Source organism: Neotabrizicola sp. VNH66 (assembly GCF_049445895.1).
Taxonomy (GTDB): domain Bacteria; phylum Pseudomonadota; class Alphaproteobacteria; order Rhodobacterales; family Rhodobacteraceae; genus Pseudogemmobacter.
In genome coordinates this window covers 73,673-97,605 of the sequence record NZ_JBMSDW010000010.1, presented here as the reverse complement: position 1 = coordinate 97,605, position 23,933 = coordinate 73,673, and the positions used below count along the sequence as shown (strand labels likewise).

Annotated in this window: 27 protein-coding genes and 2 pseudogenes; 10 read left to right on the top strand and 19 right to left on the bottom strand. The window is 65.4% G+C overall.

What is annotated here, in order from left to right:
• Positions 1 to 15: 15 nt before the first annotated feature.
• The 7 genes from ACO2Q5_RS15125 to ACO2Q5_RS15095 all read right to left on the bottom strand — a co-directional run bounded on the left by ACO2Q5_RS15125 (position 16) and on the right by ACO2Q5_RS15095 (position 6,913).
• On the bottom strand, positions 16 to 492 hold the full coding sequence (locus tag ACO2Q5_RS15125; RefSeq protein ID WP_423292496.1) for an NUDIX hydrolase: 477 nt from the start codon (positions 490 to 492) through the stop codon (positions 16 to 18).
• A gap of 265 nt (positions 493 to 757) precedes the next feature.
• Positions 758 to 2,260, bottom strand: coding sequence for a UxaA family hydrolase (locus tag ACO2Q5_RS15120; RefSeq protein WP_423292494.1), 1,503 nt, complete (start codon positions 2,258 to 2,260; stop codon positions 758 to 760).
• Positions 2,257 to 3,363, bottom strand: a complete 1,107-nt coding sequence (locus ACO2Q5_RS15115) for a mannitol dehydrogenase family protein (RefSeq protein ID WP_423292492.1) — start codon at positions 3,361 to 3,363, stop codon at positions 2,257 to 2,259. The genes ACO2Q5_RS15120 and ACO2Q5_RS15115 overlap by 4 nt, the downstream gene beginning before the upstream one ends.
• 59 nt (positions 3,364 to 3,422) lie before the next feature.
• Positions 3,423 to 4,421: a Gfo/Idh/MocA family protein gene (locus tag ACO2Q5_RS15110; RefSeq protein WP_423292490.1), complete on the bottom strand. Its 999-nt coding sequence runs from the start codon at positions 4,419 to 4,421 to the stop codon at positions 3,423 to 3,425.
• Positions 4,421 to 5,308 carry a sugar phosphate isomerase/epimerase family protein gene (locus ACO2Q5_RS15105; RefSeq protein ID WP_423292488.1) on the bottom strand — a complete coding sequence of 296 codons (888 nt, stop codon included), beginning with the start codon at positions 5,306 to 5,308 and terminating at the stop codon, positions 4,421 to 4,423. Before ACO2Q5_RS15105 ends, ACO2Q5_RS15110 begins: the two co-directional genes overlap by 1 nt.
• A gap of 52 nt (positions 5,309 to 5,360) precedes the next feature.
• Positions 5,361 to 6,194, bottom strand: a complete 834-nt coding sequence (locus tag ACO2Q5_RS15100) for a carbohydrate ABC transporter permease (RefSeq protein ID WP_423292486.1) — start codon at positions 6,192 to 6,194, stop codon at positions 5,361 to 5,363.
• Positions 6,194 to 6,913: a carbohydrate ABC transporter permease gene (locus ACO2Q5_RS15095; protein WP_423292484.1), complete on the bottom strand. Its 720-nt coding sequence runs from the start codon at positions 6,911 to 6,913 to the stop codon at positions 6,194 to 6,196. Before ACO2Q5_RS15095 ends, ACO2Q5_RS15100 begins: the two co-directional genes overlap by 1 nt.
• 103 nt (positions 6,914 to 7,016) lie before the next feature.
• Here ACO2Q5_RS15095 and ACO2Q5_RS15090 point away from each other — a divergent pair.
• The 3 genes and pseudogenes from ACO2Q5_RS15090 to ACO2Q5_RS15080 all read left to right on the top strand — a co-directional run.
• Positions 7,017 to 7,472: pseudogene (locus ACO2Q5_RS15090) on the top strand (DUF2493 domain-containing protein); the annotation flags it as partial.
• 91 nt (positions 7,473 to 7,563) lie between these two features.
• Positions 7,564 to 7,818: a type II toxin-antitoxin system Phd/YefM family antitoxin gene (locus ACO2Q5_RS15085; RefSeq protein WP_423292482.1), complete on the top strand. Its 255-nt coding sequence runs from the start codon at positions 7,564 to 7,566 to the stop codon at positions 7,816 to 7,818.
• Positions 7,818 to 8,258 (top strand): type II toxin-antitoxin system VapC family toxin, encoded by a 441-nt coding sequence (locus ACO2Q5_RS15080; RefSeq protein WP_423292480.1) that lies wholly within the window; start codon positions 7,818 to 7,820, stop codon positions 8,256 to 8,258. Before ACO2Q5_RS15085 ends, ACO2Q5_RS15080 begins: the two co-directional genes overlap by 1 nt.
• A gap of 100 nt (positions 8,259 to 8,358) precedes the next feature.
• Here ACO2Q5_RS15080 and ACO2Q5_RS15075 read toward each other — a convergent pair whose 3' ends face one another.
• The 4 genes and pseudogenes from ACO2Q5_RS15075 to ACO2Q5_RS15060 form a co-directional block, all read right to left on the bottom strand.
• The gene (locus tag ACO2Q5_RS15075) at positions 8,359 to 8,538 is read right to left on the bottom strand and encodes a type II toxin-antitoxin system RelE/ParE family toxin (RefSeq protein ID WP_423292478.1); all 180 of its coding nucleotides are present in this window, start codon (positions 8,536 to 8,538) and stop codon (positions 8,359 to 8,361) included.
• Positions 8,489 to 9,121 (bottom strand): annotated as a pseudogene (locus ACO2Q5_RS15070) (IS5 family transposase); the annotation flags it as partial. The gene ACO2Q5_RS15075 and the pseudogene ACO2Q5_RS15070, both read right to left, overlap by 50 nt.
• A 577-nt stretch (positions 9,122 to 9,698) precedes the next feature.
• A complete protein-coding gene (scpB, locus tag ACO2Q5_RS15065; protein ID WP_423292476.1) occupies positions 9,699 to 10,328 on the bottom strand; it encodes an SMC-Scp complex subunit ScpB in 630 nt (209 codons plus the stop codon).
• Between the two features lie 2 nt (positions 10,329 to 10,330).
• Positions 10,331 to 11,248, bottom strand: coding sequence for a DUF1403 family protein (locus tag ACO2Q5_RS15060; RefSeq protein ID WP_423292474.1), 918 nt, complete (start codon positions 11,246 to 11,248; stop codon positions 10,331 to 10,333).
• Positions 11,249 to 11,511: 263 nt separating this feature from the next.
• Between ACO2Q5_RS15060 and ACO2Q5_RS15055 the strand changes: the two genes are divergently transcribed.
• Genes ACO2Q5_RS15055 through ACO2Q5_RS15045 form a run of 3 tightly spaced genes read left to right on the top strand, consistent with a single transcriptional unit; the run spans position 11,512 to position 13,173 of the window.
• Positions 11,512 to 11,784, top strand: a complete 273-nt coding sequence (locus ACO2Q5_RS15055) for a ribbon-helix-helix domain-containing protein (protein WP_423292472.1) — start codon at positions 11,512 to 11,514, stop codon at positions 11,782 to 11,784.
• The gene (locus tag ACO2Q5_RS15050; protein WP_423292470.1) at positions 11,781 to 12,137 is read left to right on the top strand and encodes a type II toxin-antitoxin system RelE/ParE family toxin; all 357 of its coding nucleotides are present in this window, start codon (positions 11,781 to 11,783) and stop codon (positions 12,135 to 12,137) included. Before ACO2Q5_RS15055 ends, ACO2Q5_RS15050 begins: the two co-directional genes overlap by 4 nt.
• Positions 12,130 to 13,173 (top strand): site-specific integrase, encoded by a 1,044-nt coding sequence (locus ACO2Q5_RS15045; RefSeq protein ID WP_423292468.1) that lies wholly within the window; start codon positions 12,130 to 12,132, stop codon positions 13,171 to 13,173. Before ACO2Q5_RS15050 ends, ACO2Q5_RS15045 begins: the two co-directional genes overlap by 8 nt.
• On the opposite strand, the gene ACO2Q5_RS15040 is transcribed toward ACO2Q5_RS15045, so the two are convergent.
• Together ACO2Q5_RS15040 and ACO2Q5_RS15035 are read right to left on the bottom strand one after the other, a co-directional pair.
• Positions 13,170 to 13,574, bottom strand: coding sequence for a type II toxin-antitoxin system VapC family toxin (locus ACO2Q5_RS15040; RefSeq protein WP_423292466.1), 405 nt, complete (start codon positions 13,572 to 13,574; stop codon positions 13,170 to 13,172). The two genes, ACO2Q5_RS15045 and ACO2Q5_RS15040, sit on opposite strands and share 4 nt — an antisense overlap.
• The gene (locus tag ACO2Q5_RS15035; RefSeq protein WP_423292464.1) at positions 13,575 to 13,817 is read right to left on the bottom strand and encodes a type II toxin-antitoxin system Phd/YefM family antitoxin; all 243 of its coding nucleotides are present in this window, start codon (positions 13,815 to 13,817) and stop codon (positions 13,575 to 13,577) included.
• Between the two features lie 217 nt (positions 13,818 to 14,034).
• On the opposite strand from ACO2Q5_RS15035, the gene repA reads away from it, so the two are divergent.
• The 3 genes from repA to repC all read left to right on the top strand — a co-directional run bounded on the left by repA (position 14,035) and on the right by repC (position 17,497).
• Positions 14,035 to 15,210 (top strand): plasmid partitioning protein RepA, encoded by a 1,176-nt coding sequence (gene repA / locus ACO2Q5_RS15030; RefSeq protein WP_423292593.1) that lies wholly within the window; start codon positions 14,035 to 14,037, stop codon positions 15,208 to 15,210.
• A gap of 1 nt (position 15,211) precedes the next feature.
• Positions 15,212 to 16,132 (top strand): plasmid partitioning protein RepB, encoded by a 921-nt coding sequence (repB, locus tag ACO2Q5_RS15025; protein WP_423292462.1) that lies wholly within the window; start codon positions 15,212 to 15,214, stop codon positions 16,130 to 16,132.
• Positions 16,133 to 16,312: 180 nt separating this feature from the next.
• Positions 16,313 to 17,497 carry a plasmid replication protein RepC gene (repC, locus tag ACO2Q5_RS15020; protein ID WP_423292460.1) on the top strand — a complete coding sequence of 395 codons (1,185 nt, stop codon included), beginning with the start codon at positions 16,313 to 16,315 and terminating at the stop codon, positions 17,495 to 17,497.
• 39 nt (positions 17,498 to 17,536) lie between these two features.
• Here the strand turns inward: repC and scpB (ACO2Q5_RS15015) are convergent, their stop codons facing one another.
• The 5 genes from scpB (ACO2Q5_RS15015) to ACO2Q5_RS14995 all read right to left on the bottom strand — a co-directional run bounded on the left by scpB (ACO2Q5_RS15015) (position 17,537) and on the right by ACO2Q5_RS14995 (position 22,154).
• Positions 17,537 to 18,169: an SMC-Scp complex subunit ScpB gene (gene scpB, locus ACO2Q5_RS15015; RefSeq protein WP_423292458.1), complete on the bottom strand. Its 633-nt coding sequence runs from the start codon at positions 18,167 to 18,169 to the stop codon at positions 17,537 to 17,539.
• Between the two features lie 156 nt (positions 18,170 to 18,325).
• On the bottom strand, positions 18,326 to 19,348 hold the full coding sequence (locus tag ACO2Q5_RS15010) for a FecCD family ABC transporter permease (protein WP_423292456.1): 1,023 nt from the start codon (positions 19,346 to 19,348) through the stop codon (positions 18,326 to 18,328).
• Complete coding sequence (locus ACO2Q5_RS15005) at positions 19,345 to 20,343, bottom strand: FecCD family ABC transporter permease (RefSeq protein WP_423292454.1); 999 nt, start codon at positions 20,341 to 20,343, stop codon at positions 19,345 to 19,347. Before ACO2Q5_RS15005 ends, ACO2Q5_RS15010 begins: the two co-directional genes overlap by 4 nt.
• On the bottom strand, positions 20,340 to 21,275 hold the full coding sequence (fepB, locus tag ACO2Q5_RS15000) for a Fe2+-enterobactin ABC transporter substrate-binding protein (protein WP_423292452.1): 936 nt from the start codon (positions 21,273 to 21,275) through the stop codon (positions 20,340 to 20,342). Before fepB ends, ACO2Q5_RS15005 begins: the two co-directional genes overlap by 4 nt.
• A gap of 12 nt (positions 21,276 to 21,287) precedes the next feature.
• A complete protein-coding gene (locus tag ACO2Q5_RS14995) occupies positions 21,288 to 22,154 on the bottom strand; it encodes a siderophore-interacting protein (RefSeq protein ID WP_423292450.1) in 867 nt (288 codons plus the stop codon).
• Positions 22,155 to 22,305: 151 nt separating this feature from the next.
• On the opposite strand from ACO2Q5_RS14995, the gene ACO2Q5_RS14990 reads away from it, so the two are divergent.
• Positions 22,306 to 23,103, top strand: coding sequence for an ABC transporter ATP-binding protein (locus ACO2Q5_RS14990; protein ID WP_423292448.1), 798 nt, complete (start codon positions 22,306 to 22,308; stop codon positions 23,101 to 23,103).
• On the opposite strand, the gene ACO2Q5_RS14985 is transcribed toward ACO2Q5_RS14990, so the two are convergent.
• A complete protein-coding gene (locus ACO2Q5_RS14985) occupies positions 23,100 to 23,897 on the bottom strand; it encodes an IclR family transcriptional regulator (protein WP_423292446.1) in 798 nt (265 codons plus the stop codon). The two genes, ACO2Q5_RS14990 and ACO2Q5_RS14985, sit on opposite strands and share 4 nt — an antisense overlap.
• Positions 23,898 to 23,933: the final 36 nt, after the last annotated feature.

The following is a 23,933-nucleotide window of genomic DNA, read 5'->3' as shown; positions in this document are numbered from 1 at the left end:
AGAGGTCGGGCTGTATCAGGAAGAATGGGCGGTGATCAGGCCGGGGGCCTGGCGCAGGAGGGATGCGAGATCCGGTTCCTGCACAAGATCGGCCGCCTGATCCGGCGGGAACCATTTCCGGTCGCGCTCTCCCGCCTCGGGATAGCTGTCGAGCAGACGGTCGGCGTGGATCGCATAGACATCCACTACCGTATGCGCCGGCACATCGCCCTCCAGCCGTTTGTGATAGGTGTAATGGCCGATCTTGGCTGGCGGCGGGCCTTCGATGCGGATGCCCGCCTCCTCCCAAGCCTCTTCAAGCGCGGTTCCGGCGGCGTCCTGCCCGGATTTCGGCCAGCCCTTCGGCAGGATCCAGCGCTTCGTCGTGCGCGAGGAGATCAGCAGGATCTCGATCCCCTGCCCCGCCTCGCGCCAGCACAACGCCGCCACCTGAAAGCGCGAGGGGCGCCGCACCAAGAGTGAGAGGAAGTCCGTCCAGAGCTTTTGTAACATTCTTTCACATTCCCGATCAGCCTCAGCCCTAACATCGCAGGCGCCAGCAATCGAGAGCGGATGTCATCTTTCTGTTACAAAACGACCTTTGGACGGGAGTATCTGGCCGGCCCGGGCCAGAAAAACTGCGACGGGCTTTGCCTTTGGAGGCGACTGGTCATGACCGGTCGGTCTGGCACCGGCGATCTCAGCGGGCCTCCGGGGGCCAGCTGCATTGGCGCAGGGTCATGAAATCAATGCGTCCTGTCGCTAATCAGACACAGCATCAAAGCACCGCGCCGATCCTCCACGGCACGAATTCAGCATCGCCATAGCCGAACAGTTCTGACTTGCTCTGCGCACCCGAGGCAGTGTCGAGCAGCTTGTTGTAGATTTCGACCCCCATCTCGGGGAGGGAAATCCGGCCCTCCACGATCTTGCCGCAGTCAAGGTCCATGTCCTCCTCCATCGACCGCCACAGCGCCGAGTTCGAGGCCAGCTTCAGCGAAGGCGCGGGGTGCGCGCCAAAGCACGATCCGCGCCCGGTGGTAAAGGCGATGAGGTTCGCCCCCGCCGCGACCTGCCCGGTGGCCGCGACCGGGTCATAGCCGGGGCTGTCCATATAGACAAAGCCTGGCGTGCCGATCCGTTCGGCATAGTGATAGACCCCGGCCAGCGGGGCGCGACCGCCCTTGGCCACCGCCCCCAGTGATTTTTCAAGGATGGTGGTGATGCCGCCGCGCTTGTTGCCGGGGCTTGGATTGTTGTCGAGGCTGGCCCCGTTGTCCTGCGTATACTCTTCCCACCAGCGGATCATGCCGCGCAGCTTTTCGCCATCCGCCTCACTGGCCCGCGCGATCAGCAGATGCTCAGCCCCGTAGATTTCCGGCGTTTCCGACAGGATCGAGGTGCCGCCCGCCGCCACCAGAAGATCCGAGGCCACGCCAAGCGCCGGATTGGCGGTGATGCCGGAAAACCCGTCCGACCCACCGCATTGCATCCCCAAAGTGATGCCGGAAACCGGTTGCATCTGCCGCACATCGCGGTTCGCGGCTTCGGCAATCGGGGTCAGGATCTCCAGCGCCCGGGCCACGGCGGCGCGCGATCCGCCGACTTCCTGAATGTTGAAGCTGGCATGACGCGCGCGCGTCCAGTCGTCGCGCTTGTACAGCGTCAGCTGGTTGACCTCACACCCAAGCCCGACCAGCATCACGCCGCCGAAATTGACGTGATCGCGGTAGCCTTTCAGCACCCGTACCAGCAGTTCGAACCCGATGCCGCCCGTGGCGATGCCGCAGCCTTGGTCATGCACGATGGGAACAAAACCATCGACATTCGGATAGAGCGGCAGCAACCGCTCATTCGCGGCGCGTGCGATGGCATTGCAAACGGTCGAGGAGCAGTTCACCGAAGCGATGATGCCGATGAAGTTGCGCGTGGCGATCCGGCCATCCTGCCGCAGGATGCCGTTGAAACTGCGCCGCTCGGGCGCGGGGGGCAGTTGACCCCTGCTTTGCGCCGGCCCCAGACCATGCGGCCCCATCCCGGCATTGTGGCTGTGAACATGGTCCCCCGCGCGAATGGCCGCGCTGGCCTCGCCCATGGCCTGTCCGTATTTGAGGATTGTCTCACCGGGCGCATGATCGCGCAGGGCAAACTTGTGCCCGGCGGGAATCTCCGCAGTGAGCTTCACACCCAGATGCACCTCACCTGCGGGCAGAGTGCGCAAGGCGATGCCGATGGTGTCACTGTCGCCCAGCAGAAGGGCCGCGGGAGGGTTCTGGCTCATGGCGCGATGTCCTTTGCGCTTTGGCTGATCTGGTGCAGGCGGGGCGCAGTGGCGGGCGTCAGCCCGGCCCAGGTCAGGAAGGCGCCGATGCGGTGATCGGCCTTGGCCGCATGGTTCTGGGCAATGTCCGACAGGCGATGGTCAATGAAGGGATTGTCGAAACGGTCGAGCGTGACGGCCAGATACTCCGCCGCCTGATCGCCCATGCCGCGTGCGGAAAAGCCGGGCACAACCTCATCCCGCAGAATGCCAATCAGTTGGGCACGAAGGTCACCCGCCATGGCCTGACGGACAAAGGGCACCGGCCGCCCGGCCCGCTGCCAAAGATCGACCAGCGTGGTATGGCCCAGGTTCAGGATATGCAGCTTCAACCGCTCATAGGGTTCCAGATCGGCCACTACCCGGATCGCGGGATGGCTGACAGGCAATTCCAGTCCCGGCTGATCTTCGATGGCCCAAAGGCCATAGGGTTCGGCCACCGCCCCGGCGGGCCTGATTTCCTCGGACACGATCCGGTCGACCAAGGAATTGGCCCATATATGCGCGTTGAGCGCCTGCATCAGCCCGGGATCTGCCCCCTGCCCTTCGGCAATTTGCAGCACACGGGCCCGCAGCTTGTCGCCATTGCGGGCCTGCAATTCCGTGGGCAGCAGGATCAGCGGGCCGCCGCCCGCGAGATGACGGGCCTGCATCAGGTGGAACAGTTTGGCCGGATAGCTTTGCGCCGGATCGGGCCCCGGCAAGGTATCGGCAGGCTGTGGGTCGAACCCCTTGTCGGCGGTGTTCGAGATGATCCAGCGCGCCTCATGGCAGAAGATCCGCTGCACTTCGGGATAGTCGCCATCATAGACCAGCCCGCGCTGGACCACGCAGACCTGCTCTTCCCGCTCGACCGGGATGCCGCCTTCTAGCCCGCGCACCCGCACCGGATAGCCGCCCGGGGCGGCCAAGGCATCCAGACGCCCGCGACGCGAGGCATCGCCGCTGGACTGCACCACAGTCACGATGGGTGGGCCAGACAGCGGGGTGCCCGATTGCAGATAGGCCAGGGCATGGGCCTGCAAGAAGCGGCTGGTGCCGAACTGAAGGATGGGGGTCTGCATGGGATTTCCCGGCATGATCCCCGCGCACGATCCGGCGCGCGGGGGCAAGTTGAAAGGCCTCAGCCCTCGATCAGCGCGATCATCTTTTCCAGCCGCTGCATGGCCAGCCAGCCATCGCGGATCTGCGGCGCGGCATCGCTTTCGCCGCGGATCGTCGCCGCCACATCCAGCAGCAGCGCGTGATAGCCCTTGTGATCCTCATTCGCGGCAGCCGTGAAGTTCGGCGTCCAGACCAGAGAGTCGCAGCCGGGATCCAGCACGGCTTTCGGATCCTCGGCCTTGAAGGGCGGGTTGCGGTGCCAGGCCACGTTGATCACGTTCTCCACCTCGACCCGGTTGTGGTCGCCCATGATCTGCACATATTCCATCGGCGTGCCGCGCGACTGCACGGTGCCCATGATAATGTTGCCGATCACACCGTTCTGGCATTCAAAGTTCATGTGGATCAGCATCTTGCCCTTTTCGGGCACGTTCTTGCGCAGCCGGACATCCGCGAATTCCGATCCGGCGAACCAGGTGATCAGATCCATGTAATGGACGCAGTGATGCAGGTAGAAGCCGGTGTAATCCACCTCGCCGGTGAAATAGGTCGGCGCGGTCATATAGCTGCCGTGGATGCCCAGCACCTGTCCGAACTCTCCGCCATCCAGGATGTTCTTGGCGATCTTGTTGCCGGTGGAATAGCGCTTCATGAAGCCCACGGTCACCGGCACCTTGGCGGCTTCCGAGGCGTCCAGCAGATCCTTGGCTTGGGCGGCGGTCGCGGCGGGCGGCTTTTCCATGAAGACCGGGATGCCGCGTTTGATCGCCGCCAGCGTGGCGCGGTAATGAATTTCTGGGCCGACCGCCATGCCGACGGCGTCGATATCGGCGCTGGCGATCATCTCCTCATAGTCCGAGAAGACCTGCTTCGCCCCGAACTGGCGTGCGGCATTCTGCGCCGCCGCCCCGTCGCGGTCACAGACCGCCGCGATCTCGAACCCGCTGCGCGCCAGTTGCGGCATCAGCATCCAGGTTGCGTGACGGCCGCAGCCGATCCAGCCAATCTTGATCGTCATCAGTGGGTCACCTCTGCCAGAGCCAGCGCCGAGCGGATCAGGCCCAGACCCGCACGCAGTTTGTCATCCTCGTTCTCATGCGGGGCGCGCCAATGGGCGATGGGCAGGCCCACGCGGTCATCCTCGCGCCGGAACGGCTCCAGCGAGACGGGGCCGGCGTAGCCCACCTGATGCAGCGCCCGGCAGATCGCGGTCCAGTCCATGTTGCCGGTGCCCGGGAAGCCGCGATGGTTCTCATTGGCCTGAAAATGCACCAGACGGCTGCCCGCCGCGCGGATCGCATCGGGGATCGAGCGTTCTTCCATATTCATGTGGAAGGTGTCGAGCATGACGCCCAGACCGGGTGAGTTCACCGCATCCACGACAGCGATGGCCTGCGAGGTTGTATTGGCAATGTCGGTCTCGAACCGGTTCAGCGATTCAAAGGCAAAGACCTTGCCGGCCGCAGCGGCAATCGGCGCCACCTCGGCCAGCCCGTCGATGGTGCGCTGCGCACGGGTGGCGATCTGCTCGGCGCTCCAGGAAAACGGCGGACGTCCGGCGAAGACAAGCGGTTCGCCATACAGCGGGCCGCCGATGATCGTTGCGCCGACCTTGTCCGCCGCCTCGACACAGAATTTCAGGTAGTCGACGCCGCCCTTGCGGTTCGCCGCATCCTCGCTGGCGATGGAGCGTTGCAGGTTGACCCGCGCCGCCAGCACGATGCCGAGACCTTCGCCCTCGCAGATGCGGCGGACTTCGGCGGGGTCCAGATCGTCTTCGGGTTCGGGCACCAGAAGCTCGATGAAGTCAAAGCCAAGCTCGCGCGTCTTCTTCAGATAGGGCAATGCCGCATTGGTGAAGGGCCGGATATATTGCATCGAGATGATGCCGATCGGATTTTTCACGATAGTTCCTCGGATTGAGACTGTCGCATTTGGCGGCGACAGCCGGATTGGTTCAGCCCTTTACGGCACCCTGGGTCAGCCCGCCGACAAGGCGACGTTGCACGATCAGGAAGAGGATGGTGGCGGGCAGCGCGCCGACGATGCCGCCAGCGGTCAGCAGGCCCCATTGCACCTGATATTCGCCGATCATCGTCTGCACGGCGACGGTGATCGGGCGGACGTTCTGGCCGCCCAAAGTCAGTGCGTAGAGATATTCGTTCCAGGCGGTGATGAAGATGTAGATGCCGGTCGCAATGATCCCCGGCGCGCAGAGCGGCAGGATCACCTTGCGCATGGCCTGCAGGCGCGAGCAGCCATCGGTCATCGCCGCCTCGTCCAGCGATTTGGGGATGCCATTGATATAGCTGGTCATCATCCAGACCGAGAAGGGAATGGCGATGGTCGAATTCGCCACGATCAGCGCGAAATGGGTGTCCAGCAGGCCCAGCTGGCGCATCAGCACGAACAAGGGCAGGATCAGCAGCACCAGCGGGAACATGTTGATCAGCAGGAACTGCATCAGCAGCGCCTTTTTGAACCGGAACTCAAAGCGCGAAAAGCTGTAGGCCGCCGTCACCGACAGGGCCAGACCCACGACCACGGTTCCCGCCGCGATGATGAAACTGTCCAGCATGTTGCGGGCAAAGCCCACATTGGCAAACAGCCGCTCGTAATTGCTGGTCACCATGTCGAAGACGGTCGGGCCGCGGGTGAAGAGCTTGTCCTCGGCCGTCAGCGAGGTCAGCAGCATCCACAGATACGGCCCCAGCGTGAAGGCGAGGATCAGCGCCATCGGCAGATCGACCGTCAAGAGCCGGTTCGACAGGGATTTCTTGCCCAGAGCCATTATCGCACCGCCTTTGCCGAACGCTTCATGTAGACCACGACCAGCCCCAGCAGCATCAGCGTGAAGGTCATCGCCAGCGCCGAGCCATAGCCGTAGTTCAGGTTGGTCCGCGCTTCGAGGAACGAGTAGAGCGGCAGGGTATAGGTGGAATAGCCGGGGCCGCCGCCGGTCATCACGAAGATGACGTCCATCGAATTCGCCACCCAGATCGTGCGCAGCAACACAGCGGTGAACAACACCCCCGAAATGCCGGGCAAGGTGATGTGCCAGAACTGGCGCAGGGGTGAGGCTCCGTCCAGCGAGGCGGCTTCGTAATAGCTGCGCGGGATGGATTGCAGCCCGGCAAGGATCATCACGGCAAAGAAGGGAAAGCCCTGCCAGGTCAGCGTCAGGATGATCGCGTAAAGCGCGGTATCGGGGTTCGCCAGCCAGGGGATCGAGGTTTCAAGAATGCCGATCCGGAGAAGCAGGTCATTCAGGATTCCGTAGTTGGAATCGTAGATCCAGGCCCACATCAGCGCGATCACCACCGAGGGCAGCGCCCATGGAATGATGATCAGCGCGCGCGCCACCGGCCGCCAAGGGAAGCTCTGGTTCAACAGCAGCGCCGTCACCAGCCCCAGCAAGGCCTGCGCGGGGATCCGCGCCATCTTGTTGGCCAAGGCCACCGTTGTCAGGCGTGCCGATTTCGCCTGCAGGAGCTTTCTCACCCAGCTCATCAATGGCCCCTCGGTTGATCGTCGCGAGAAGCCGACGACAGCTGTCGCTCCGATGACAAGCAAGGTTCTCAAATATCGGTTTCCGGCTTTCGTGATCCGTCCCTCACGCACCAATCATCGTCATCTGACGGCGGCCATGATCGACAGCCGCGATTTCATCGCCGCCAAGAAGATCGCCGAGACCGAAATGCTGGTGCCGCCGGGGCCGAAGGTTGCCTTCTCGGGCGGCGATACCACCGATCACCGCACCATCTGGGATCGCCTCGATCAGATCCACGCCAAACATCCGGACATGGTGCTCATGCATGGTGGCAGCCCGAAGGGCGCCGAGCGCATCGCAGCCACCTGGGCCAGCAACCGCAAGGTCCCGCAGGTCGCCTTCAAGCCGGACTGGACCAAACATGCCAAGGCCGCGCCCTTCAAGCGCAATGATCAGATGCTCGATTGCCTGCCGATCGGTGTCATCATCTTCCCCGGCACCGGCATCCAGGAAAACCTGGCCGACAAGGCCCGCAAGATGGGCATCCCGGTTTACCGGATGGGAAAAGGTGGCGCGTAAAGCGCCACTCCCTGACCCACACACGACCCTTGACTTTTCTTCGCGAAGTGCAATGTAGCAACGTAGCCACATTTTCGGGGTGGAGGCGAAGATGACGATACATACGATCACCAGCCGCGAGTTGAATCAGGATCTCGGGCGCGCCAAGCGGGCGACCTTGGAAGGCCCGGTCTTCATCACCGACAGAGGGCGGCCGGCCCATGTGCTCATGAGCTATGCCGATTATCAGAAACTCAGCGGCCAGCGGCGCAGCATCCTTGATGCTCTGTCCATGACGGGGCTCTCCGAAATCGACTTCGAGCCGCCGAAGGCGGCTATTGGCGCGAAGCCCGCCGATCTTTCCTGATGTTCGTTCTCGACACGAATGTCATCTCGGAACTGCGGCGCACCGGGGACGGGCGGGCAGATCCGAATGTGCTGTCCTGGCTTGTGGCGCAGGATGCAAACCAGCTGTTCATCTCGGCGATCACCGTCATGGAACTGGAAATCGGTGTGCGACGGGTCGAGCGTCGGGATTCGGTACAGGGCGCGGTGTTGCGGCGCTGGTTGGATGAACGTGTTCTGGTGGAATTCAAAGACCGCGTGCTCGCCGTCGACAAGGCCGTCGCACTTCGCTGCGCCGGGCTTCATGTGCCCGATCCCCGCTCTGACCGCGACGCCCTGATTGCGGCGACTGCCCTGGTCCACGGCTTTACGGTGGTTACGCGCAATATCAGCGACTTCGCCGCGACGGGTGTGACGCTGCTGAACCCGTGGCTGGCATCAGGGACCACGTCGGCCCTTTGAGGTTTTCGTTAGCCGATGTCACAGAGCGAGGATCGGTCGCAAAGCGCCTTGTTCCAACAGCTCTGTCGAAGCCGCAAACGGGGCGTCCTGACCGTCGCCTTCACCCGGTCGGGAACAGAACTGGTTCGAAATCCATCGCACCGTTCAGGACATGAAGGACTGACACACTTTCTCCCTGTATCCGATAGAAGATCAGGTAGCGTCCATGCACTCGGCGGCGGATGCCCTCAGCCTCGTAGCGTGGGACAATCGGCCAAGCTTCGGGAAATTCGGCCACCATCGGCGGTGACGCTGGCGATCTCTTGTTCAAGCGGGATCTGGTCTAACAGCTCGGGCAGCATGGGGGCATCACCGATGTCGCTGGTGGTGAACTCGGCGGCCCGAATTTCAAGGGATTTCTCGTCGATCCCGATATGGATCTTGCGCCAGACGCGCCGCTTGGCGCCACCGTGCTTGCGGGCGTTCCATTCTCCTTCGCCCTCGACCTTGATGCCGGTGCTGTCGACCAGCAGGTGGAGCGGACCATCCGAGCCGCGGTAGGGGATGTTCACCTTCAAGGACTGCTGGCGGCGGCTGAGCGTACTGAAGTCCGGCACTGCCCAGTTGAGGCCGATCAGCCGTAGCAGGCTCTCGATGAAGCCGGTCGTCTGGCGCAGCGCCATCCCGAACAGCACCTTCATCGTTAGACAGGTCTGGATCGCGGCGTCGCTGTAGTCGGGTTGCCGCCCACGCTTGCCGGTCGGCGCGGCCTCCCAGATCATGGCGGGATCGAACCAGATCGTCAGCGAGCCACGGCGCTTGAGCGCCTCGTTATAGGCGGGCCAGTTCCGGGTCTTGTAGGCAGGAGGCGTAGGTCTGCTCATGCCGCCCAGCTACCATGCTGGATTCTCAAGATGAATCCCTCAGGCGATTTGTGCAACAGAGCCGGTACCATGCCTTTGCCAGTGGCTTGCCACCATCAGGCCTTGTACAAGCGCTGTCAATCCAATTGACCGACAACCGGTCAGAAGATCAAATGAGTACTGCTCAGATGCGTACGTGATCGTTCGAAGGCTGCGTGCCCCTCACACCAAAGCACTAGTCTAAGGAATGGACAGGTATTGACACACGTGGCCGCCGCCGCCGGCCGGTTGGTGATCACGGCCAACCCGTTCCAGGTCATCAGGGGCGACGCCCTGATGCTGTGGCTCGCTCGCCAGCCAAAAAGCTCACGTACTATGCTGTAGCCCCACCTGCCGCCGAACACGGTCGGACAGCCGGGCCAGAGCCTTCATTTTTCAGTCATTCCGGTCGGGATAGCAGCGCGCTTGCCGCTGTCGACCTCGATCTCATTGTCCCGGTAGTTCAGGGCTTCGGGCACACCGCCGATCTTTGCGGAAATCGCTATGGCAGTCTGCCAGCGCGAGCCTTGATGACCCTGACTGTCGAGAACTCGGTGCACTATTCCGCCACAATAGGCAGATCCAGCGTGATCTCCGTCGCAGGCTTCAGCAGCCCGGCGTCTTCCAACGCCTCGATGTCGGGCAGATCTCGCAGCGTTTCCAGGCCGAACTGCGCCAGAAACCCCGGCGTGGTGACATAGGTGTAGGGCGCGCCGGGTTCGGGGCTGCGCGGGCCGCGGGCGATCAGGGCCTGCCGGTGCAGGCGGGCGATCAGGTCGCGGCTGACCTCGCGGCCGGTCAGGCGCGCGATCGCGCCGCGGGTCACCGGCTGCATATAGGCGATGATGGTCAGGACCAGCGCCTCATTGCGGGTCAGGTCGCGCGTGGCATCGCCCTCCTGACGGGCCGTGCGGATCGCGGCGGCATGCTCTGGTCTGGTCCGGAACTGCCAGCCGCCCGCAAGGCGCGCGATCTCGTAGGGACGCCCCGCCAATTCGGCGGAAATATCCCCGATCAGCAGATCAAGCGCACAATCCTGGCCCATCACGCGGGCCAATACGTCGCGGCCGACCGGACCGGACGCAGCAAACAGCACCGCTTCGACCCGCGCCATCCATTCGCGCCAGCGCAGGGCCGGCGGCAGGTCGGCGAGTTCGGTGTCCAAGGGTTCGGAGGATGTCTGCGTCATCGTCACAACCCGTAGAGCCGGAAGGTTGGCCGCCCGGTCAGTTCGCGCACCAGCCCGAGGGACGTCAGCCGGTCGAACAGCCGCCGGGCGGCGCGGTCGCTGGCCTCGGCGCCCGCCTGGGCCGCCAGCGCATCCTCGGTCAGCAGCGCGGCGAAGATGGCGGCCGTATCCTTTCCAGGCCGCCGCAGATTTGCCGCGCGCAGAGCAGTGGCGCGGCGGGTCAGGTCGACGTGAAGATCGAAGGCGGCAATTGCCCCCCTGCCCCAGGCCGCAGCACAGGCCGCAAGCCAGGCCTCACCCTCCAGCCGGAAGGCCGCGCGCGGCAGATGCGCGGCAAGGAGCGGCACCGGGCGGTCCCAGCCGAGCGCCAGGGCCAGCAGCGCATCGGTCAGCCAGAGTGCGAGGCCACGATAGCTCGGGCCTGGGGTGAGAACCTCCCGCCCGGCTTCAGCGGCAAAGCGCAGCGGCGGCGTGCGACCGACAAGGCGCGGGCCGATGTCGTGCAAGATCTCTGAGGTCGGTTCGTGTGGCAGATCGAAGAAGCCGGGCAAGCGCGCGGGCCAGTCGGCCGAGCGCAGCGCCCGCGCCTCGCCCAAGGCACGCCAGCCAAGCAGCATCCGCCCGGCGGGGCCGGGATCATCGCCGGGTTTGCGCAGAGCGAGAGCATCACGCAGCTGCGCTTCGCCTTCCCGGCGTCCTTCCTGCTGCGAAACCGCTGCGGCCGCGGAGAGCGCCAGCCGCTTGCGCCAGAGGATGCCGACCGGATCCTCGGACCGGGCGATTGGATCGAGCAAGGCGAGGGCTGCCCCGGCAGAAAACATCACTGTTTCAGCATCTTCGCGACCCACGGCCTGCCGGATCCATCGCGGCAGGGCCGGAGGGTTTGGGAACGTCGGGAGCGGTTTCGGGGCACGGGACATGCCGGAACACTAGCAGTTACCGGCGCTTTATGCCAGATCTATGTTATTTATCCGCCGCGCCTGTCATTTCTAAATAACATCCGATAAGTTTGCATTATCGGATGTTATGTTCTTTTATAGAGAAATGCACAGTCTGACCGCCAAAGCAGCCGGAAATCGCGCCTGGAAGGCCGCAGAGAGGCCTGCTGCGTGCGGTATTTCGGAAGGCAGTCTTGACGGAAATGCCACCCAGTCATACCGTGTTGTAAGCAAGGAATCCCGCCATGACCGTGAAATCCTCGATCTCGCTCAGCGACGAACATCACGCCTTCGCCCGTGCGCAGGTACAGGACGGGCGCTTCGCCTCGGTCAGTGCGGTGGTGCAGCATGGGCTGGATCTGTTGCGTCAGAAGGCCGAGGACGAGCGGCTGGAACGGGCCGCGTTGAAGGCCCTGTTGGAGGAGCGCCTTGCCGGGCCCTTCGTCAGCACCGACGAGATGCGCCGCCGTGTCGGTGCCCTTGCCGCAGCCCGGCCTGACGACACGACCGCGCAATGACCTGGCGCATCGAGTTCGCTTCGGCGGCCGAGCGCGACTTTGCCTTGATCCGCGACCATCTGATCGAGAGCTACCTGTCGTTCGGCGACAGCCCGGCCGAGGCGACAGAGCGGGCCGCGCAGCGCCTGATCGAGATATTCGATGACACGCAGCGGATCGCAACCGCCCCGCATCGCGGCACCCGGCACGATGATCTGCTGCCGGGATTGCGGCAATTGACCCTTGGAAAGGCCAGCTTCTGGTTCATCACGGACGACGAGGCAGGGTTGATCCGAGTTCTGGCGGTGTTCTTCGGTGCGCAGGAGCAGCACCGGCGGATGTTGATCCGACTGCTGGAGCCACGCCATGGCTAGTGACCCAACCGGAACCTTACCCCCCTCCCCTGCCCCGTCCGACCACCAGCCCCTTGCCCTGCGGGATCTGGCCGAGCGGGCGCGGGGCTATGCCGAGGCGGCGAGTTCCGCCAATACCCGCAAGGCCTATGCTGCCGACTGGAAGCATTTTGCCGGATGGTGCCGGCGTGAGGGGCTGGATGCCCTCGCGCCCGATCCGCAGATCGTCGGCCTCTACATCACCGCCTGTGCCAGCGGCGCGACATCGGTCGGCGGGCGGAAGAATGCCGTCTCGACCATTGAGCGGCGGCTCTCGGCGCTGGTCCGGGCCTATGCACAGCGCGGCCTGACCCTGGACCGGCGCGACCGACACATCGCCACCGTTCTCGCCGGCATCCGCAACAGCCATGCCGCCCCGCCGCGTCAGAAAGAGGCGATCCTGCCGGAGGATCTGCTGGCCATGCTGGAGACCTGCGACCGCGGAACCCTGCGCGGCCTGCGCGACCGGGCCATGCTGCTGATCGGCTTTGCCGGCGGGCTCAGGCGGTCCGAGATCACAGGCCTCGACGCGGGCCGTGATCAGACCGAAGACGGGCGCGGCTGGATTGAGGTTCTGCCCGGGGGCCTTCTTGTCACCCTGCGCGGCAAGACCGGCTGGCGCGAGGTGGAGATCGGCCGCGGCTCCTCGCCCGCGACCTGCCCGGTGGCGGCGCTGGAGACTTGGCTGAAATTCGCCCGCATCGGCACCGGCCCGCTGTTCCGCCGCATCACCGGACAGGGCCGGGAACCCGGGCCGATGCGGCTCAATGACCGCGAAATCGCGCGTCTGGTCAAGCGCGCGGCCCTGGCCGCCGGGCTGCGCGGCGACCGGCCCGAGGGTGACCGCCCTGCCCTCTTCTCCGGCCATTCCCTCCGCGCGGGCCTTGCCAGCAGCGCCGAGGTCGACGAACGCCATGTCCAGAAGCAGCTCGGCCATGCCAGCGCCGAAATGACCCGCAGGTATCAGCGCCGCAGAGACAGGTTCCGCGTCAACCTCACAAAAGCCGCAGGGCTTTAGCGGAACGGATTCTCGATCCGCACGCCGGTGGGGCGGAAATCATCCACATTGCCGGTGACCACCACCGCATCCCGCGCCAGCGCCGTGGCCGCGATCATCAGATCGGCCCCGTCATGACCGATATCCTGCGACAACCGGCCCCAGATCCGTGCCTCATCCGCGCCGAAGGGCAGCAGCCGGTCGGAAAACAGCCGCAGCGTCCGGTCCATCCATGCCCGCAGATCGGCCGCGAAGACCGGGTTCAGCCTGTCCTGTGCCCGGATCCCGCGCTCAATTTCACCCAGGGTGATGACGCTCAGGAACAGCTGATCCTGCGGCCTGCCCTGCAGCCATGCCGCCACCTGCGGTGCGCGGTCGGGACGGCGCACGGCGGAGATCACATTGGTATCAAGCAGATACATTCAGAACGCCACATCCCGCGGCCGCACCTTCGCGCGCGGCAGATCGGCACCGGGAAAGGCCAGCAGATGATCTGCAAAGCTGCCCTGCGGCCCGCCGGCCCGTGCCACGAGGCTGCGGTAATCTTCGGCCGACAGCACAACGACCGCGGGCTTGCCGCGGCGCGTCACCTCTTGCGGGCGGCCCGAAAGCGCGGCCTCGACCACGGCAGAGAATCTGTTCTTCGCATCCTGCAGGGTCCACATTGGAACGCCTCATCTGGCTAGCTGTCTGGCTAGCAAGATGGCCCCTGCCCTGCCATCCGTCAAGCCCGGCTAGTGGACGCTTGTGCTATGGCACCCCCCTGATACCAGATGTTGAAGATTTCTCTTGCCCGAATCCCCGCCTTCGCGGCAGATATATACGCTAAGAACAGAATAAGACGGTTGGAAGCGTAACATGCGCAACCGCCGCGGGGCAGAGATGATGGTTCAGGATCGGATTGACCGGCTGGTTGGCGACCATGCGGCGCGGTTGTCAGAACGGCTTCAGGCGCATCGGGAACAGCTGTTCCCGCCCAATGCGCGGCGCGTACTGCGCAAGTTCACCAGTGGCGAGGTGGCCGATCTTCTGGGTGTGAAGGACGCCTATCTGCGCAAGCTCAGTCTTGAAGGCCGCGGCCCGCAGCCCGAAACCCGCACCGGCGGGCGGCGCTATTACACGCCCGAAGACATCATGGGGCTGCGCCGGATGTTGGAAAAAGGCGCGAAATCGCCCGGAACCTACCTTCCCGGCCGGCGTGAGGGCGATCATCTGCAGGTCATCACCGTCATCAATTTCAAGGGCGGGTCGGGCAAGACCACCACAGCCGCCCATCTGGCGCAGAAGCTGGCGCTGGACGGTTACCGCGTTCTGGGCATCGACCTTGACCCGCAGGCCAGCTTTTCCGCGCTGCACGGGTTCCAGCCCGAATTCGACCTGCCCGACGGCGGCACGCTGTATGATGCGATTCGCTACGACGATCCGGTGCCGGTGGCCGATGTGATCCAGGAGACCTATTTCACCAACCTGGACCTGATTCCCGGCAATCTGGATCTGATGGAGTTTGAACATGACACCCCGCGCGTGCTGGCCGCGCGCACGGGAGAGATGTTCTTCACCAGAATTTCCGAGCGTCTGGCCGAGGTGGAATCCCGCTATGACGTGGTGGTGATCGACTGCCCGCCGCAGCTGGGGTTCCTGACGATGAGCGCGCTTTCCGCCGCGACCGCGGTGTTGGTGACGGTTCATCCGCAGATGCTCGATGTCATGTCGATGTGCCAGTTCCTGCTGATGACCTCTAACCTTCTGGGGGTGGTCGCCGATGCGGGGGGCGACATGTCCTATGACTGGCTGCGCTATCTGGTCACCCGCTACGAACCCGGCGACGGGCCGCAGAACCAGATGGTTTCCTTCATGCGCTCGATGTTCGGGGATCATGTGCTGAACCATCCCGCGCTGAAATCCACCGCAATCTCGGATGCGGGTATCACCAAACAGACCCTTTATGAGGTGGAGCGGTCCGCCTTCACCCGGCAGACCTATGAGCGTGCGCTGGAAAGCCTGAACGCCGTCAATGCCGAGATCGAGGGCCTGATCCAGACGGCATGGGGGCGCTGACATGGCACGCAAGGATTTGCTGAAAGGACTGCTTTCCGCCAGCACAGAGCCTGATGTGGCCCGCCCCCCTGCCCCGCCGCCGCGGATGACCAAGGGGGCCATCGGCGCCGTGGGCCAGTCGATTGCCGATCTCAGAAGCCGCTCGGTGCTGGAGATCCCGGCCGATCTGATCGACAGTGCGGGGCTGCAGGACCGGCTGGACGACGATGCCGAAGGTGTCTCTGCGCTGGCGGAATCGATGCGTGTCTACGGCCAGCAGGTGCCCGTCCTCCTGCGGCATTCCCCGGTGACCGAGGGCCGGTATGAGGTGGTCTACGGCCGCCGGCGGGTGGCGGCTTTGCGGCTGGCGGGTCTGCCGGTCAAGGCCATGCTGCGCGACCTGACCGACCGCGACCTGATGATCGCGCAGGGGCAGGAAAACGCGCTGCGCAAGGATCTGTCCTTTGTCGAAAAGGCGAATTTCGCCCGCCAGATGCGTGACATGGGTTTTGACCGTGCGGTGATCTGCGATGCGCTGGCCGTGGACAAGACCGTGATCAGCCGGATGCTGACCGTGGCCGATGGCGTGCCGCTGCCGCTTTTGCAGGCGATCGGGGCCGCGCCTTCGATCGGGCGCGACCGCTGGCTTGCTCTGGTGGAGCGTCTGCGCGACCGCGATCCCGACACTTTGCCGGCCCTGGCCCGCGGCGAAACCTCGGACGAAAGATTCGAGTCGGTCTTCCGCAAACTGGCCCAGCCCCGCCCCAAGCCCCCTGCCCCCGAGGAAGAGGTCTTGGCGATTGCGGGTCTTGGCCATGCGCTGCGCAAGGGCGACACCACCGTCCTGACGTTGCAGCGCGGGGTGGCGAAAGGCTTTGACGACTGGTTGATCCGGAATATTTCGGCTCTGCACCTGCAGTTCCTGATCGAAACCGAAGAGTGAACACCCCGAAACCCAACCAACAAGGAGGCACAAAGGCACCACAAAAAGAAAGCCCCCCGGAACGATGAACATTCCGAAGGGCCGTTGGTCGATCTAGCACCTCGAACTTAACGGCTTTCGTTGACTCCTGTCAACTCGTCGATTCGGCGGGACTGGATTTTGTGTTCCCGTGAAACCCTAATGCAGCACATTTCCACGACGCCCTTCGGGCGGCGGCCGGTTACGGCCGGGCTTCTGGCCGCGCAGGCGCGGGCCGGAACTGAGAGCGATTGCGCGCCTGCCGACAAATGGACGGTTCTGCGCGATCTGGGTCAGGCGCGGCTTGCCTTTGGCCTGACCGACCGCGATCTGACTGTTCTGGCCGCACTGGTTTCCTTCCACCGCGAGGCCGAGATTGCCGGCGACAGCCCGGTGATCGTCTTCCCGTCGAATGCGGCCCTGTCGCAGCGCGCCCATGGCATGGCCGAAAGCACGCTGCGCCGTCATCTGGCGGCGCTGGTCGGTGCGGGCATGCTGCTGCGCCACGACAGCCCCAATGGCAAGCGTTACGCCGTGCAGGGCTGGGGAGAGGGGCTGGACCGGGCCTTTGGCTTCGACCTGGCCCCCCTCGCCCGGCGGGCAGAGGAAATCGCAGAGGCGGCACGGCTGGCGCGGCTCTCGGCCGAACGCCTGCGCCGTCTGCGTGAAAGCATCGTCCTTCGCCTGCGCGATTGCGAAAAGCTGGTGGCCTATGCGGTGGAGGAGCTTCCGGGCAACTGGGATGCTTTGGCCGATGCTGTCGTGCTGACCAAACGCCAGCTGCGCCGCAAGCTGGACATGACCGCACTCCAGGTGCTGGATGCCCAGGTGTCCGGTCTTGCCGAACGGGTCAATAAGGCTCTGCAACCGCATAAAACAGAAAGATTGGACGGCAATGACGGCGAATTTGAGCGGCATATACAATATTCAACCAAAACTTATATCGATTCTGAACCTTGCAAAGAAAACGCAAGGGCGGAACCCGTGGTCCCGGAACCGGAGGGTGAAGCCGATCCGAAGCTACCGCTCTATCTGGTCCTGCGTGCCTGTCCCGAAATCAGAGGTTACGCCCCGCATGGCATCCATGACTGGCGGGATCTGATCGCTGCGGCGGCTTTCGTCCGCGGTATGATCGGGATCAGCGCCGATGCCTGGGAGGAAGCGCAGCACAGGATGACACCCGCTGTGGCAGCGATTGCGGTGGCCTGTATCCTGCAAAGTTTTGACCGGATCCAGAAACCCGGCGGCTATCTGCGGGCGCTGGCCCGCAAGGCCGAGGAAGGCGCATTTTCACCCGGTCCGATGGTCATGGCGCTGCTGCGGGTTGAGAATGGGACCCCGGCTTGACCGTTGACAGCTGTCAACCGTGGGGCCCCCCTGCCCTTCTCACTCTTCCGGGTCTTCGGGGGCAAGCGGCAGCGCATCCAGCCCCGGCGGCTCGGGCGCCAGAAGACCTGCGTCCTGAAGCGCCTCCAGATCGGGCAGATCGCGCAGCGCGTTCAGTCCGAAAAGCGCCAGGAAGGCCGGCGTGGTGACATAGGTGTAGGGCGCGCCCGGCTCGGGACTGCGGGGGCCACGCGCGATCAGGCCGCTGCGGTGCAGACGCCCGATCAGATCGCGCCCGACTTCGCGTCCGGTCAGCCGTCCGATGGCGGCGCGGGTCACGGGTTGCAGATAGGCGATGGAGGCCAGCACAAGCGCCTCACGCGGGTTCAGGCTGCGGTCCGGTCCGGTTTCGCCCCGGGCGGTGCGGATCGTCTGGGCAAAGGCGGCACGGCTGCGCATCTGCCATCCGCCTGCGACGCGGGCAATCTCATAGGGGCGGTCCGACAGGGCAGCTGCGATATCTTCGATCACAAGGTCAATCGGGCATGACGGGCCAAGGACGCGGACAAGTATGGTGCGATCCACGGGTTCCGCGCTGGCAAACAGCACGGCTTCGGCACGGGCCATCCAGATCCGCCAACGATCCGCAGGGGCAAGTTCGGCCAGATCGGTGTCGAAGGGTTGCTCGGTCATGTCCATAGGGCCGGGCATAAGGCAGGCGCAGCTCTGGTGCCAAGGGCAGCAAGGCCATAGCCGTCGCTTTGCAACGGCCATGAGAATTCTTGCGCGAGGGTCGGGTTCAGCATCGGTCGAACCTAACAAGCTGCGGGGTCGGGGGGAAGGCCGCGACTAGCGGCGGCCTGCCAGAAGCAGCAGGAGATAAGCCCCACCCAGAAGCGCGGTCATCACCCCGATGGGCAGCGACATCCCCAGGGGCGCGCGCTGGCTGACAAGATCGGCCAGCATCAGAAGAAGCGCCCCCATCCCTGCCCCCGTCACCACCGGCACGGCGGGGGACCGGGTCAGGCGACGGGCCAGCTGTGGCGCGGCGAGTGCGACAAAGGCAATCGGTCCGGTTGCTGCGGTGGCGACCGAGGCCAGCCCGACCCCGGCGAGGACCAGCATCAGCTGCGCCCGCCCGCTGGCCACCCCAAGTTGCTGTGCGGTATCCGTCCCCATTTCCAGCAGCGACAGCCGTCGGGCATGGGCCAGAATGACCGGGGCAAACACCAGCAGCCCGGAGGCGGCCAGCGTCACATGGGTCCAGTTCCGCGCGGACAGTGATCCGGCCAGCCAGATATGCGCGGACATGGCGCGTTCCAGATCGCCCATGGTCATCAGCAACGTGTTGACAGCTGTCAACACTGCACCGGTGCCGATGCCCACAAGGATCAGCCGATAGCCGCCACCGCGGCGCGCGAGCATCAGGACCAGAACCGCGGTCAGCAGCCCTGCGGCAACGGCGGCGGCGGCAATCCCCGCTGCCCCGGCATCGAACAGGATGATCTGCACGATGGCACCCGTTGCCGCCCCGGTGGTGAAGCCGATCACATCGGGCGAGCCAAGCGCATTGCGCGACAGCGATTGGAAGACCGCGCCCGACATGCCAAGCGCCGCGCCCACCAGCGCCGCGGTCAGCATCCGTGGCAGGCGGATGCGGCGGATCACCCGGGTCAGTGTCAGATCATCGCCCTGCCCCGTCAGCCCACCCAGCACCTGCCCGGGGGTAAGGCTCGCGGTGCCGGTGGCCAGCAGCGCCATGGCGACCACAAGGCAAAGCGCTAGCAGGATCAGACCCACGGCCACCGAACGTGGCCGCCAGAGGATCGAGACCTTCCCGATCCGGGTGAGACGCTGGCCTGCGGGGATCACAGCTGCACCATCCGGTGCCGCCGCACCACATGGACGAAGAACGGCCCGCCCAGCAATGCGGTGACGATGCCGGCTGGCACCTCCTGCGGGACAGCGACGACGCGGCCGATGATGTCCGCCGAAAGCAGCAGGATCGCGGCGAACAACCCCGACAGCGGCAGGAGGCGGCGGTTGTCCGGCCCGGTCAGCGCGCGGGCCAGGTGCGGCGCCACTAGCCCGGCAAAGCCGATGGGACCCGCCGCCGCGGTTGCTGCTCCGGCCAGCACCATGACGGCAAGACAGGCCATGGCCCAGATCCGCCCGGGCCGAAGACCAAGCCCCTGCCCTATCTCGGCCCCCAGAGCCAGCGCATTCAGCGCCGGGGAAAGCGCCAGCGCCAGCCCGCCCCCGGCCAGAAGCGCGAGGGACAGCGGCAGCAGAACCACCAGCCCGCGCCCGTCCAGAGCCCCTGCCCCCCAGTTGCGGAAAATGTCCAGCACCTCCAGCCCGCCGTTCAAGATCATCAGGCTGGCCAGCGCGCCCAGAACCACAGACAGACCGACACCGGCCAGCACCAGTCGGACCGGGTCTGTGCCACTCTGATGCGCGCGGCCCAGCAGGAAGACCGCGGCCCCGGCCAGACCGGCGCCCAGAAAGCCGAACCAGACATATTGCGCCATTGTTGTCAGGCCCAGAACAGCGGCGCCCAGAACCACCGCCACCGCGGCCCCGGCGTTCACCCCCAGAAGCCCCGGCTCGGCCAGCGGGTTCCGGGTGACAGCTTGCATCACGCCACCCGCAATGCCGAAGGCGGCCCCGGCCAGCAGTGCCAGAAGGCTGCGGGGCAGGCGCAATTCGCGCAGCACAAGATGCAGGTCGTTTGTGGGGTCAAAGGCGGTCAGTGCGGCCCAGACCTGAGCGGGCGGCACGGTGCGCGCGCCGATCATCAGGCTGGCCAGCATCAGGGCGGCAAGGGCGGGCAGCCCCACAGCCCAGCCAAGCCGCGCGCCGGTCATTTGGTGAAATAGGGGGCGAGGGTGCGGATGATCTCCAGCCCCGAATAGTAGTCCACCCGGAACGAGGTGGGGCCCAGCGGATAGACTCTGCCTTCGCGCACGGCGGGCAGGTTGGCCAGCACCGGATCAGCGCGGAAGGCCGCCACAGTCTCTGGGGTGCCGTTCAGGAGGAAAACGCTGTCTCCGGCAATGGCAGCCGGCAGAACCTCATGCGAGATGAAGTCAAAATCTCCGGGGCGGACGATCTGGCCCTCCAGCGCGGGCGGAAGGCCCGTGACGGTGAAGCCCAGATCGGCCAGAACCTTCGCCTGCGCGCTGGAGGGCCGGCTGACGGCATAGGTCCCGGCGAAATTGTAGGAGACGATGCTGACTGTGCCGTCGGGGCGGGTGAAGGTTGCTTTCGCGCGGGCGGCCCGTTCCGCGAAATCTTGCGTCACGCGGGCCACGTCTTCCTCATGCCCGGTGGCATGGCCCAGCCGGGCGGCCAGCTCCTCCCAACTGTCGGTGGAATAGTCCAGCACCATCACCGGCATGTCCTGCGCCTGCAGTTCCGCCACGAAGGGCAGGGCGCTGTCACCCCCGGTGGCCGAGACGATGACGAGGTCTGGTTCCGCGATTACCAGCGCTTCGATATCGAAGGCGAGGTTGGGATAAAGCACCTCGACCCCGCGCGCATGGGCAATTTCCGCCCATTGCCGGAAGAAGCCGTTGTCATCTGTCAACGGTCCGGTCACGGCGGCGGCGGTCGCGATGACCGGCGCGTCGATGGCAAGGAGGATGCCGGTCAGGCTGGGGGAGGTGGAGACGATGCGCTGTGGCGGCGCCTGCAGCACGAGGTCGCCCCCGGGCTGCGCTATGGTACGGGGCCAGTCCTCGGCCGCGGCGGTCAGGGGGGCGATAAGGAGCAGGGGGAGGGAGAGACGGAGAAACATCGGCGGTCTTCCTCAGATCGGCAGGTCTTCGTCGCGGAACTGTTCCAGCCGGCCACCCGCGGCACGCAGGGCCTCGTATTCGCTCAGCCGGATCCGGTCGAGGTCGCTGCTGCTGGCGCCGCGCTTCCAGTAGCCAAAGACGCGCAGATCGTCGCGCGCCATGCCTGCGGCGCGGAAATGGCTGCGGATGTCGCGCATCTCCTGCCGTTCGCCTGCGGCCCAGAGGGTCCAGCCCGCAGGATTCGAAAGAGCGGCGCGGGCGGTGGCGAACAGGCGGCCGGTGCTGCCCGGCGGTTGATCGGGGCGGCGCGACAGCAGGTGGAGGTCCACGCCGTTGACCTTTGGCAATTCGGCAAAGGCGGCGGCATCGCCGGTTTCCACCCAGACCGTGCCGGGTGCGCCCGAAGGCCATGCCGTCAGGATGGCATGAACGGCGGGGAGGGCGGTCTCATCGGCCAGCACCGCGGCACGGCGGTCGGGCAGGTGGGCTGGTACGAAATGCTGGCGCGGGCCGGTCATGAAGACCTGCGTGCCGGGCCGGGCCGCAGAAAGCCAGCGCATGGCGGGGCTGTCATCTTCATGCAGCACAAAGTCGATCTCGGCCAGACCGGTCAGGGCATCGAAGCTGCGGATGGTATAGACGCGCGAGATGGGGCGTTCGCCGGGAGGGCATTCCACCTCGATCCGGACGGCGACATTGGGCTGGGCCCAGGCCTCGGGCTGGTGGGTCACGATCCGGCCGGTGACGCGCGCGACCGAAGGCGCGGGCCGGGCGATGGCGGTGACCGTCAGGGTCAGCCGCTCCATCTCTCGCATATGGTCGTCCTGCGACAGAAGGTCGTTCCTGTCTTCGACGCTTTCGCTTTGGGGCCGGGCCATGGCATCCTTTCCCGGGCCCCCGCGGAGGCCCGCATCTGGCAGATCTGGGGGAAGATGGCTGCGGCCCCGGATCGGGCGCTGGCTGTGGCCATATTGCAGAGCGCATTCCGCAATGCAATACACAGGGCCTGCTGTCAAAGGAGAGCCGCCCATGCCGGACCGCCTGCAGGCCAGAGGGATCACCCTGCGATATGACGCGCAGACGATCCTGCAGGGGCTGTCGCTGACGATTCCCGACGGATCGTTCACCGCCATCGTCGGGCCGAATGCCTGCGGCAAGTCCACGCTGCTGCGGGCGCTGGCGCGGCTGTTGCCTCCTGCGGCAGGGCAGGTCGTGCTGGACGGCCGCGCGATTTCCGAGCTTCCCACCCGGGAGGTGGCGCGGCGGCTGGGTCTTTTGCCGCAATCGCCTGCGGCGCCGGATGGCATCACCGTGGCCGATCTGGTGGCGCGGGGGCGCTTTCCGCATCAGAGCTTTCTGCGGCAATGGTCCCCGGAGGATGCCGCGGCGGTGGAGGCTGCGCTGGAGGCCACCGGCACCGCGGCACTGGCCGGGCGGCGGGTGGCGGATCTGTCAGGCGGGCAGCGACAACGGGTCTGGATCGCGATGGCGCTGGCGCAGGAGACGCCGATCCTGTTGCTGGACGAGCCGACGACCTGGCTGGACATCGTGCATCAGGTGGATCTGCTGGAGCTTCTGTCGCGGCTGAACCGGCAGGGGCGCACGGTGGTGGCGGTCCTGCATGAGCTGAACCTGGCCTTCCGCTATGCGACCCATCTGGTGGCGATGCGCGACGGGGCGATCCTGGCCGAGGGCGCGCCCGATCAGATCGTGACCGAGGCGCTGATGGCGCGGGTCTTCGGGCTGGAGGCGCTGGTGATGCCCGATCCGGTGACGGGGCGACCGATGGTTGTACCGCGGGGCCGGCCGGAGGCCGATCCGGCCTAGCCGAAGGCTGAGATGCCGCCGGTGGCGCGGTTGATCACGCGGGACACCTCTTGCAGGGCGAGGCGATCTTCGGGCCGGTGCAGTCGACCCAGATCGGTGACGGTTGTCACCACGCAGACCAGTTCGCCCTGCGCGTCCAGAACGGGGGCGGCCTGTCCGGTCACATCGGGCAGCAGATGGCTGGTCATCTCGGCCCAGGCCTCGCTGCGGATACGGTCGGTGACGGCGCGGCCGGGCGGAGTGCCGCGGAAATGCGGCGGCTGGATGCGGCGAGCGGCCTCGACCTGGGCCTTGGGCAGGTGGGACTGAAACACCAACCCGCAGGCAGTGTTGTCGATCGGCAGCACATCGCCCAGACTGACCGGAGAGATGCCGAACAGCGCGCTGCGATACCAGCGCACGAGGGTGGGCCCGCGGTCTGTCCAGATGGCGACGCCGCCGCTCATCGCCTGATTGGCGGCCAGCTGCTTCATTTGTGCCCCGGCCAGTTCCACCGCATCGACCCGGCGCAGGGCGGCAATGCCGATGCCAAGGGCGGCGGGGCCAAGGTCATAATGGCTGCTGACCGGATCCTGCACGGCCAGACCCTCCTTGACCAGGCTTTGCATGTAGCGGTGCGCGGTGGACCGGCCGGCACGTGACAGCCGGGCCAGTTCGGACAGGGGCAGGGGGCGTTCGGCCGCGGCAAGGATGGTCAGGAAACGCATCGCGATGGAGATCGACTGGATCGTGGTCGCGCGCTTCTGCCCCGCGGCCTGCGGATCGTCGTCGAGGATCATCTCGAACTCCATCATCGCCTGGGTCTCCTTGGCCTCGGGTCCGGGTGTGAC